The organism is Klebsiella sp. YJ (assembly GCF_002108615.1).
GTDB lineage: Bacteria > Pseudomonadota > Gammaproteobacteria > Enterobacterales > Enterobacteriaceae > Klebsiella > Klebsiella planticola.
The window spans coordinates 1-10,584 of sequence record NZ_MTEG01000059.1 but is presented as its reverse complement, the minus strand read 5'-3'; the positions used below and the strand labels follow the sequence as shown (position 1 = coordinate 10,584).

The 10,584-nt window shown below is 44.6% G+C and carries 17 protein-coding genes; all 17 read left to right on the top strand.

Annotated elements, in window-relative coordinates:
- The first annotated feature begins 34 nt into the window (after positions 1-34).
- Positions 35-595, top strand: a complete 561-nt coding sequence (locus BV390_RS30975; RefSeq protein ID WP_139156020.1) for a hypothetical protein — start codon at positions 35-37, stop codon at positions 593-595.
- Positions 595-789: a hypothetical protein gene (locus BV390_RS29395; RefSeq protein WP_032451279.1), complete on the top strand. Its 195-nt coding sequence runs from the start codon at positions 595-597 to the stop codon at positions 787-789. The genes BV390_RS30975 and BV390_RS29395 overlap by 1 nt, the downstream gene beginning before the upstream one ends.
- Positions 790-1,090: 301 nt before the next feature.
- Positions 1,091-1,297: a hypothetical protein gene (locus tag BV390_RS30970; protein WP_004197220.1), complete on the top strand. Its 207-nt coding sequence runs from the start codon at positions 1,091-1,093 to the stop codon at positions 1,295-1,297.
- 83 nt (positions 1,298-1,380) lie between these two features.
- Positions 1,381-1,653: a hypothetical protein gene (locus BV390_RS29390; RefSeq protein WP_004197207.1), complete on the top strand. Its 273-nt coding sequence runs from the start codon at positions 1,381-1,383 to the stop codon at positions 1,651-1,653.
- 63 nt (positions 1,654-1,716) lie between these two features.
- On the top strand, positions 1,717-1,878 hold the full coding sequence (locus tag BV390_RS31255; protein WP_162138575.1) for a hypothetical protein: 162 nt from the start codon (positions 1,717-1,719) through the stop codon (positions 1,876-1,878).
- A 55-nt stretch (positions 1,879-1,933) separates the two neighbouring features.
- Entirely contained in the window at positions 1,934-2,221 is a 288-nt protein-coding gene (locus BV390_RS29385) for a hypothetical protein (protein WP_004883232.1), read from the top strand.
- A 453-nt stretch (positions 2,222-2,674) separates the two neighbouring features.
- On the top strand, positions 2,675-3,199 hold the full coding sequence (locus BV390_RS29380) for a hypothetical protein (RefSeq protein ID WP_004197199.1): 525 nt from the start codon (positions 2,675-2,677) through the stop codon (positions 3,197-3,199).
- 63 nt (positions 3,200-3,262) lie between these two features.
- The gene (locus BV390_RS32035) at positions 3,263-4,030 is read left to right on the top strand and encodes a DUF550 domain-containing protein (RefSeq protein ID WP_004197222.1); all 768 of its coding nucleotides are present in this window, start codon (positions 3,263-3,265) and stop codon (positions 4,028-4,030) included.
- Positions 4,031-4,481: 451 nt separating this feature from the next.
- Positions 4,482-4,931 carry a hypothetical protein gene (locus BV390_RS29365; RefSeq protein WP_004197181.1) on the top strand — a complete coding sequence of 150 codons (450 nt, stop codon included), beginning with the start codon at positions 4,482-4,484 and terminating at the stop codon, positions 4,929-4,931.
- Positions 4,932-5,000: 69 nt separating this feature from the next.
- Positions 5,001-5,609, top strand: coding sequence for a polyamine aminopropyltransferase (locus BV390_RS29360; RefSeq protein ID WP_004026394.1), 609 nt, complete (start codon positions 5,001-5,003; stop codon positions 5,607-5,609).
- 287 nt (positions 5,610-5,896) lie between these two features.
- On the top strand, positions 5,897-6,352 hold the full coding sequence (locus BV390_RS29355; protein ID WP_004026393.1) for a DUF957 domain-containing protein: 456 nt from the start codon (positions 5,897-5,899) through the stop codon (positions 6,350-6,352).
- A 60-nt stretch (positions 6,353-6,412) separates the two neighbouring features.
- On the top strand, positions 6,413-6,577 hold the full coding sequence (locus BV390_RS31250; RefSeq protein WP_004026392.1) for a hypothetical protein: 165 nt from the start codon (positions 6,413-6,415) through the stop codon (positions 6,575-6,577).
- Between the two features lie 658 nt (positions 6,578-7,235).
- Positions 7,236-8,477 (top strand): hypothetical protein, encoded by a 1,242-nt coding sequence (locus BV390_RS29350; RefSeq protein WP_004197197.1) that lies wholly within the window; start codon positions 7,236-7,238, stop codon positions 8,475-8,477.
- Between the two features lie 447 nt (positions 8,478-8,924).
- Positions 8,925-9,320, top strand: coding sequence for a hypothetical protein (locus tag BV390_RS29340; protein WP_016947072.1), 396 nt, complete (start codon positions 8,925-8,927; stop codon positions 9,318-9,320).
- 9 nt (positions 9,321-9,329) lie between these two features.
- On the top strand, positions 9,330-9,737 hold the full coding sequence (locus BV390_RS29335) for a hypothetical protein (protein WP_016947073.1): 408 nt from the start codon (positions 9,330-9,332) through the stop codon (positions 9,735-9,737).
- A gap of 29 nt (positions 9,738-9,766) precedes the next feature.
- Entirely contained in the window at positions 9,767-10,177 is a 411-nt protein-coding gene (locus BV390_RS29330; RefSeq protein ID WP_040120309.1) for a hypothetical protein, read from the top strand.
- A gap of 51 nt (positions 10,178-10,228) precedes the next feature.
- On the top strand, positions 10,229-10,483 hold the full coding sequence (locus BV390_RS29325; protein WP_040168648.1) for a hypothetical protein: 255 nt from the start codon (positions 10,229-10,231) through the stop codon (positions 10,481-10,483).
- Positions 10,484-10,584: the final 101 nt, after the last annotated feature.

Here is a 10,584-nt window from a genome sequence, read left to right as displayed (position 1 = left end):
GAATTCACTATCGGCGAAGGTGAGTTGATGGCTCATGATGTCCCTCTGGGATGCGCTCCGGATGAATATGATGATCTCATATCAGGAACTTGTTCGCACCTTCCCTATCACTATTCTGCTGGCAAATGGCATGAAGGTGGAGGCTGAGCCAGTGGCGGTATGCACTGTAAAGGGCGGTCAAATGTGCCCTGATGGTGTGCACGAACTTTTCGCCGCCCCTCAGCCAACGCTGGTAGTGCCGGAAGAAGCTACTCCGGACAGTATCGAGATTCTTGCCAGCGCCAGGCGTCGTGACCACGCTGTATTCCAGTGGGATGAAGACCAGCGAAATGCGGCCGCTGATTCCTGGAACGCTTTCCGGGCCGCTATGCTCCAGGCAGTCAACTCTCCGGTAATTGGCATTGACCAGGCAACAGGTGCTGACAGAACAGTGGAAGTTCGCTACGTAGCACCTCCTGGTTACGTGATGTTACCGAAGGAACCGACAAAAGAGATGATTGATGCCGGGTGGCTGCACTACATGGCCACCAAGAACCCTTCATCAAAAGGCACATACAAAGCCATGCTCGCAGCCGCCCCACAGGAGGTGAAATGATGCCCTCCATTGAAGAAATGGGCAAGCGAGCAGCACTGCTAAAATGGAAGCGCCAGTTTGGGCCATTCGAAAAATGCCCTGAGTGTTACGGCCTTCTATCCGGTTGTATGTTATGCGGTGGTAACGGCAGGGTGATTCAGGAAGATATTGATGCCTGGAATAACCCTATTTCGAAGATGAGGCGACAGATATGACCGCAAATCACTCTTTTCGTTGTATGAAATGGTATATACAGTGGGATAGAGTTTAGCTCCTGTCAACTCTCTATTCTCGTGACGCGTAGTGTATAGTTCACTTATCAAGTGGAGTAATAACAAAGCAAACGGTAGTGCTGGTATGTTTTTTGTGCGCGTATGATAGCACTAGCGTCGCAATCAGGAAAAAGTTACTTTTATTACTAATTTTGGTCATCGCCTGTAGGTTGAAGATAATTCAATAATCTCAACATTGGGCGAGAACAACAGATTGTACATAAATCTTAGAGGATATATAAAAATGAGCAATTTACTTGAAAAAGCTTTAATGGAACTTTCTGACGGCTCGCGAGAGAAAATGACAGATTTAACTAGTATAACCAAGCGCATGACAGATTTAGCTAGTATAATAACCAAGCGCATGACTCCTTGCCCCAACTGCCGTGTCTTACTTCCTCCTGATGCTACACAGCATGTTTGTGTTATGGAGGTTATTACCTTTGAGTAGAGTCGGAAATATATAATTATTGAGAATAATAATTCTGGCTTCTTTTTTGGTTCTAAAAAGTATCAGTATCTCAAGGATTTAAGATGAAGCTTACTAACGCACAGATCTACACACTGCGGCGATTATCCGGGGGGAGTAAATATCAACTCCGTGGTGACGGAAAAAAGGCGCGGGAATGCAGGCCAGGATCAGGGATATTCACCGATGATATTTCTGCACCATCTATTCCTGTCCTGTTTCGTCTCGGGCTGGTGGACTATGTACATAAGGGGGGGAGAGAACACGCCTTGTTTTATGCGGTCACGCTTACCGACACGGGGAAACAAGCCGCTGCCACCATGAATATCAAGGATTGATATTCCACAATGAATTTGTAAGCAGTAAGGAAAAACAGAGAGTCTTGAATGTTTAGGTGGAAGATGAAAGTCACTGTAAAATCAATGAAAGTGTTACTTGCCAGCACCGGAAAAAAAATGAAGTTAACGGGCAGTAATAAAAACGGGGACCGCTTCTATGTTGTGACAGGGTGGAGCGGTGAATACACCATTCGGGGCATCGCCTGGCAACTGGGATTGGTGTGATCAGGATTGATGCACTATTGCCATCATTAACAACCATCAAACGGGAGAACTGTAAATGGACCAGGATGACGTTTTATCAAAAATATCCAGTGAAAATACAACAGCTCATGAGCTGTTAAGCGAAGCTATGCCAAACGCAGCCTCTCGATTCTACCGGACCGCAAAAAACCTCTCCCGACTTCTGGACGAGGTCCGCGAGCACTTCCCGGATGCTTCGTATTATGCGGCGTCTGGAAGTTTAAGCCTGCTGCTTGGGGAAAGTCATAATAAACATGACCAGCCCCAGCAGGAGTTACTAGCTCATGCGGCACCGGACCTAAGAGTGGAGGGCGGAGACTGGTAATATTTGCCGGTGAAGGCTGACTACCCTGTTGAGCATTATTTATCTTGAATTGATAATGTTGACAGGTACAAAAATCAGGAATAGAAAAACTTCTGAAACAGGTTGAATAAACAATCAACATTCAGGGAAAGGCTGTATATTCGTAAGAGCTGAATGTGCAGCATTACCCAGTTTTTTTGACTTATGATGGTTTTTAATTAACACTTTTATCACCTCCAAGGTTTTCACAGCTTTTAATTATCATCCAGAAATTGCAATCTCTCCCAATAAATCTCTTTCTTTTCCCTGACATTAAAAATTGGGTCTTGAACAAGCGTAATAAAATAGTATTCTGGTAGTATCAACCACCTGCTTTGTATTTCACTTGCTAGTTAGGTTTTCTTTTTTTTCGATTAAATTCCACTTGGGTTTTTATAGGTTTTAGTCTGTGTGCATGCTCACCGGAGGCTTATTATGAAACAGAATTTAAATCACCTGAAACCGGGTCTCTATGCTGTCTGGTATTTCGATTGCTGGGATGTTGATGGTGATCTGTATTATACCCTCGCGACCCAGGACGCCAACCAACTCTGGCGTGAAGAGGGAACAGGCCTCGATATGTTGCGACACCAAGGCGATACATTTTTAAAAGCTTGGGCGCTGGATGATGCCTCAAATCTGCTGGCACAGAGCAACAATAACCTCCAGCTCACCCAGCAAAGTCTAAAACCGGGCCTCTATGCAATCCACTATTTCGACAACGGGGATCCTGGCAACGAACCGACGCATATCCTCGTGACACTGGATGATAATCAGAAATGGTACAACCATGAAAATGGACGGGAAATGTTTATGTCTGAAGGCGATATGGTGTTAAAAGCCTGGGCACTGGATGATGCCTCAAATCTGCTGGCTAAGACGGTTGACCCCAGCCAGCTGGTGGACATCATTCAAAAAAATGAGATTCAACAACGCTTTCTAGCAGACCTGGATATTTAAAGGCAAAACGATGCGATTAGCTTTAACCTTCGGCGTAGTGATCGAAAATAACTGGAGCACACTATGAGCCACGAAAGTAACAAAGCCCTACTCAATATAGAGACCCACACTCTTCCGGATGATTATCCCTTTTCAGTCGATGAACTGGACCGGATCATCGCTGGCGAAGTGGTTTCACCCCATCAGGCAGCAATAATGGCCCGAGAGTTAAAAAAACGACGTCAGGCCGAAACTTCTACGCCAGTTGAGGATGATTACCTGGCGAACATGCTCTGGTATGCGGAAGAATCGGTTTGTCACCCCGACCCAAATTATCAATGCGAGTTTGGCCGTCTGGCTGCGCCTGGTGTTATTGCCGCCGTTATCCGCGAACTCCTGCAGCATCGCGGGTTTGCGAAAAATAATAGGCCGGTGGTATACACATCCCGCACTGAGCTTCAGTGCGAAGATGGTTTTGGGGAAATCTGGCCTGAACCCATATTAGACGGTTCTGATATAGCACTCTATCTCTATGCCTCTCCATCTCCTGAACGCGACCAGATCCGCCGTGACCACGCCGAGTGGTCTCAGGATACATTCGGCGATGTTGGCCCGACTGGCCCGCTGAAGCATCTCAGTCTCGAGGCGCTGGAAACCGCAGAAGCGCCCGGTAACTATGCTGAATGGGCTGATATGCAATTTTTACTCTGGGATGCCCAACGCCGAGCCGGTATCACTGACGAGCAGATTACCCGGGCGATGATCGAAAAGCTGAAAGTGAACAAATCCCGGAACTGGCCTGACCCTGAAGATGGAGAACCACGCTTTCATATTCACACACCGGCGGAATAGACTTCGTAAAAGCGAAGAGCATGCTGGACTGTTTCCCTCCCTGCCAGTAAAAAATATGGACCAATTAACCGCTAACATTTCAATCAAAAGAAAACTGTTTTCAGGATGGTTTTATCTGGCCGGTCTACATAATGCTTCAGAAATTATGAATTATACCGGCCGCTCCCGGTGTGATTAATATTAATTACGGTACTTGCGCTATCTGTTTTATTTAATATACTTATCGCGATGCGGATATTTAAAAAGAGGGAAAGGTATGAAACCTTATGGCTTGTCTTATTCTGTAACTGGTTGCACCTGTGGATTATGTCGTTCCAGGGGATACCGTAAAAATAATGCCTACAGTAGTGTACTGCGTGCCGATAAACATCGCGCACGTCAGGCAGCAAAACGTGACATTAAAAACCTTATTCTTGAATCGTCAAAATCATTCATTAATTAAGGTTAAATCATGGTAACGGAAAAGGAGTTGATTGAATTTGACCTTCTCAGAAAGGTCGGCAGTCGCTGGAAATACCGTTATTCCATCGGCGCAAATTATCTCTTTGCCAGCAGTAAAGAAAGTGCTGTCGAACAAGCAACACAAGCATTCAGGAAAGCTCGGCCAAGTGAGCTTTTAACCCGTGACGAACGGTATGAGAAAGCAAATCAGGAGGAAATCAGGTTGTCAGACGTTCGCTGGAAACACCTCAGCCTCGACGATTTGTACGCGCTCCTGAACCGGATGAATGGCGATAGGACAACGCTACAGGACGCATCCTCCCGCGAGTTCACAGGAAATGGTGGACGGCGTACGTCAGCTGCCGTGGCTGCTCAGGGAGCCCGAGATACGGCCATCATGTGCGGCTGTCTTGAACGTTACATTGTGTGGCGGCGGCAAAAGACACATTTCAGCGACTGATATTCCTGCAAAAGTAGCCGGTTTGTGGTAATTTCCGGTAAGTAACGCTCCGACACTACAGGACTGAAAATGGGAACTCTTTTTTACGATCTCCCTGTTACGGACGGTAAATCCGGATCGTGGACATTGGATACATTCACCATCTCTCAGGAGAAAGCGCATATGCTCTCTCTCAGGGCCGACGTAACAGGCAATCAGAATGAATACATTCCACCTGGTAAGTATCGTCGTCTCTCAAATAATGGCGAAGTCGTCATGTCCAATACACCGATGGAAATTAACACGTGCATGGAATTTATTGAGCGGGCAACGGGGCGCGTGCTTATCAACGGGCTTGGCCTGGGGATGGTTCTCCATGTCATTTTGCAAAAAAAGGAAGTGACCCACGTAACCGTTATTGAAAAAGAGCAAGACGTTATCAACCTTGTCGCTCCGGCCTTTATAGATGATAAGCGTGTGGACATTATCTGTGCAGATGCCATGACGTACCAACCACCCGCAGGGGTTACTTATGATGTATGCTGGCATGATATATGGACGTATTTTTCAGCGGAAAATCTTCAAGAGATGGAGAACCTTGAGAGAAAGTACCTTTTTCTTTGCAAGTGGCAGGCATCCTGGGGAATGCAGGAATGCTTAAATGCATTTATCAATTCCAGGAATCAATCTGACGCCTGAATATTTGAATGCATATTGTGAGTGCCGCATAAACAGTGGCTTAAAATATAATGACAAGCATGATAGCAGAACTCCTGAAAATAACCGGCTTGCTGTTTCTTTCCAATAATATTACCCCGTTATTTATTTAAGTGGTGAATTTTCAGGTTGCAATTAATTAACTTTTCCTGATTGCAAAGGGTTGCTTTTTTGAGTTGAAAATGTATCCTGGTTCTGCGGCATGAATTCTTCATAATTTAGAATGTCTGTCTTCACCCCTGTTATTAATTTTTTGGCCGGAGCTAAATATGAACATTCAGGATTCTTTAGAAATTCTTCTTCGCTGGCTCGAAGATAATGTTGAAATGGAAACCGATATTTTATTTTCCGATAACGTAGATTCCGCTGCCATGATACCCGCCGTTCAGGCAGCTATCGCGTTAGCGGAAAATGCAAAACACGGCACCGCTAATGCCGATGAGCCAGTATCTGTCCTCGATAACGACTGTCAGACAACCAGTGGGATAGACGACCAGGGCAACAGCATTGATGGAGGCAAAGCATTACAGATAGCCGATCACGAGCGCAAGTTAGTGGCGGTTACCCATGGACAGGTCATTAAAGAAGCTCTGAACGCCACCTCTGACTTTCTGGATACGGATTGCGTCATGGACCGCCTCGGGATATCGTACGAGGACGCTGAGCTTCGTTCTTCCGGCGCGATGGAACTGCATAATGCGCTTATCGAGTGGTCGAAAGATTGAGTTTGCACTCAGCAAAAGTAACTTTTTAAAGATAGTAAAAAGGTTGAAATAGGCGGTCTAATGAAAATTAATGAACAATTACTAAGCGCACTGCTTGCGGCTCTTGAGTGGATTGATGCCGTTCCTTCCGATACGGTTTTGCCCGCAATGCCAGGATTTGACCGCGATGAAGTGAACGAGTTGATCGCAAACGCTCGCAAAGAGCTGCAAACAGAGACGAACTAAACAGGGGCGCTGGTCTTCTCATAGCAGGACAGGATACCTGTACCTGCTATGTATCCGGCAGCGTGAAACAGCACAGCACCTGAAAAGTAACTTTTTAAACCCCGAACATTTGTCTATCTGCGTACGGGGATCAACATGACGGGCTGAGCGTCTATGATTTGCACAATCAGATAAAAATAGTTTCTTCCTTCCCCCCGCAAGCTTTGCCTCCTTCCCCGAACGCAGGTTTTATCAAAAAGTAACTTTTGAAAGAGTGGGCTCAGCACTGAAAAAAGTTACTTTTCTGTCCTGAGAAGCGTGTTCAAGTGTCGTTATCACCCTCAAAAAAGTAACTTTTGACGATTTATGTCCTAAAAATCAATGAGACATGCATCGTCTGTAATCACCTTCACTGTTCGTATCTCCTTCAAAATTATCCAAAAATTATGATCCCCGGCATACCACTGAAAAAATTTTCTTCACATAAACACCGAAATCCGGCTCCTGGAGCCCTTGCCACAGAAGAATCATGTGTAAAATTTTTGCCGTGAACAAAAAAAAGTAACTTTTTTCACGCCAAAGTGAAAATAGGGGCTTGATGGAGCGTTTTGAGAATGTATCCTGGGTCTAACAACGGCAATGACCGTTTACCCACATACAACAGGAAGAGGAAAATTCAATGACTACTGCAACTATGGCAACTCCAGCTAAAGCCAAAAACGAAAATGTTTCTCTGCGTACCTTCTTAGAAAAAAATGGTATCGGTGGTCGTCTGGGCAATGGTCTTGTTATGGACCCGACGCATCTGAACATCATCCCTGGCTTTAACACACGTACCGCTGGCCTGGGTGAGGCTTACTGGGAACTCCCGGAAGTTAAGGACCACCTGGCGCGTCTGGCTCAGCAATATGCCGATAGCCCTCTGGAAATGGCCCCTATGGTTGTCCAGGTTCGTGATGGTCAGGTTGTCATTCGTCAGGGACACTGCCGTCACCGTGCAATTCCACTGGCTAATAAAATTCGCGCAGAACGGGGTGAGGGCCCGGTTGATAAAATTCGTGTTGACGAATTCCGTGGCTCTGACAGTAAAGCAGAACTTTTTAATCTTAAAGGAAACGATCAACTTCCGGTCTCGATCGTTGCTCAGGCTGAGTCCATGTATCGCATGCACAACAGCGCAGAAGAGCCTATGAGCATCGAAGAGCTGGCCGCAGACCGTAAAGTCTCCGTAACCCATGTCCGTAAATTGCTCAAAGTTCACACCGCCCCGGAGGCGTTAAAAGGTCTGATCGTTAAAGGTGTAGTAGCATACTACGCAGCACTCGACGTGATGGAGAAATACCCGGATAACTGTGTCGCTATCATTCAGGAAGCGTTTGATAAGTTTGGCAAAGCTACCGACAAAACCATTGGTCAGGTCCTTCTTGCTAAGCGTACAGGTGAAAACGACACTAATGGTGAATCTGATGGCAATGTGACAACCATTACAACGACTGATGCAGGTAACGGATCTAATAGTGCCTCTGACGCGGCTGCTGGTGTCATTGAAAGCTCTGCAGGCAATGATGCAGGCGTTGCGGGTGGCGGTTCAGAAGAAGGGGAAGGCGGTGAAAAATCCGAACCGAAACGGACCCCTGCGGCGAAACGCGAACCTAAACAAAATATCAAATCTCAGCCGTCGGTGTTCGACGTGCTGCCGAAAAAAATCTCCAAAGAGATTGTAGATAACTCTCTTGATGTTATTAACCGTATCGTTACCGAAGCGAAAGAAATTCCCTTTATGGAAGACGGTGCAGAGGTTCTCGCTAAAGCCCAGTATCAACTGACGTTAACCTATGAAGAGTTTTTGCAGCTGACTGCAGCCAAAGACAGCTACGATAAGCATCTGGAAAAAATCCAGAAAAAAAACTCAGAGCAATAATATTTAAGGCGTAACCGGGGAGTTTTCCCCGGCTTGCCTCATGATTTGTGAATTGGTATAGAAGGGGATAAAAGATGGTTCTTTTTTTAAATTATCTTACAAATATCATGCGAAGATTTTTTGATATTGTTCTGGGTAAAGACCCATATCGCTTTATCGTGGTGTTAATCCTGAGCCTTACACTCGGCTTTGTTTTTAATTTACTCATAAGATATATTTCACCGCTGGTTGCGTCGCAGGGATTTAATTGCGCGTAAGCGGGAGAAAGGCTGAGCAGGAATTTTATCTTTTATGAGGCTCGATAAATCTTTTAGAAATTCCAGAAGGCTAAATTCAGTTGCTTACAACATAAAATAGGTTGAATGATTTATTGGTTTAAATACATTGTTATTGTAAGCTTCTGTTTGGCCAACAAAAGATCATTTTCTAATAATCTTGGGTGATTTTATGGCATTTATAAAGGGTTTTCTTTTTTTTATTATTATGGTGCTATTGGTCTACGGAGTCACGGGATTAACCGCCAAAGAATCAATTGTGTTTACTGCATTTGGTTTTGGGATTTCAGCGATATTATGTTCATTCATTGGCATTATGGTTGTGTTGGTTGTGACTATGTGTTTGTTTGCATTCGAAGAACTTGGCGCGTTGCCTAGATTATTTGGTGCCCAGATAATTTTAATTGCTTTGTGGAACCTTATATTTACCGTGGTTTTGCCGGATGAAAAAGCACGCACCATACTCGGTTTTGATCTCTACAATATTTCATCGTATTTGCTTTACGGTATGACCGTCCTTTTAGGTATAGGCTCAGTGGCAATGCTTTTTAACAAAAATAACTCCTAAGGCTAATTAATGAAAGGTATCAATCAATCAAATGGTAACCACTTAAAGTTTCTGTATGGAGTTACCTCTACAGATCGTCTTATTCAGCACGAGCATGCCGATGACTTCATTGATAGCTGCATTTCAAATATTGGCAGCATTCATAAAATGTCCCTGACTTGTTATCGGGCTGGTGGACCATTAACTGAGCTGGTGCTTTTTTACGGTTCGGATAAGACATTCTCAATCACCATTGGCGTTGGCGATGTAGATGTTTCCATGGTTAATGAAGACGATATCCGAATTTCTCACAAACAAATAACTTTGCCTGATACGACCGATACATTAATACTCGTTACTCGCATTGCAAGACGTAGTGGGCTGAAGCCGATGTTACCTGAAGCAGAACAATTCAGCACAGTTTTAGACTTTGTTTGAAGATTTCCATTAAACTGAAGGTGAGAATTATGACGCAGAGTGAAATTACTGTTAATTCCTTTTGGGATTGGGGAACGTCATTATTAACAAGTAACGGAGCAGTAATTTTTTATGCCTTGCTTGTGGTATTGGTTCTTGGCGCTGTTTTGTTTAAGGACTTTTCTTTACTGACAACATTTGCTTCCGGACTGGCTGGCATTGCACTCCTGTGTGGAGTTATGTCCGTGCTGGTGGTTTTGGTGTTGGCAAGCGACCAGAAGGAACAGGACTGGCGAGACTTTGCAACCGAGCATTGCAAAGTTATTGAAAAAAGAGAAGGTGCTACCACGACGGGAGTGGGTGTTTCACTAAAAGGTCAGGCTGGTGTTTTTATTGGAGGAGAACCTGACCAGACAGGGTATCTCTGTGACGATGGTATAACGTACTGGAAGAATGAATAAATACCGTGTTGTCAATTTTTCTATAACAGTAAATTTAATAAGAGGTTGAACATGAATCTTGATAAAAACTTACCTGCTTTAGTAATGAAAAATGTTGAGGATAACATGGGGGTTATTACCAAATATCTCAAGCAAACAGAAGATAACGCTCTTGTATTTATTATTGGAGAAACAGGGTCTGGTAAATCCTGTTTGGCTGAACTTGAGTTTCCGGATGCTCTCTACCCGACTGCTCAACAATTTGAAGAATGTGATCACATTTCGGAAATGTTCACAGGTTTTGATGTAGTGATTGATGACATTTAATGAGATGGTCACTCCCTCCTTCCCAGTACTATGCTGAGGACAGGCTTTCATTCGGAGAACCATCATGGAAAACATTGCGCTTATTGGTATCGATCTGGGTA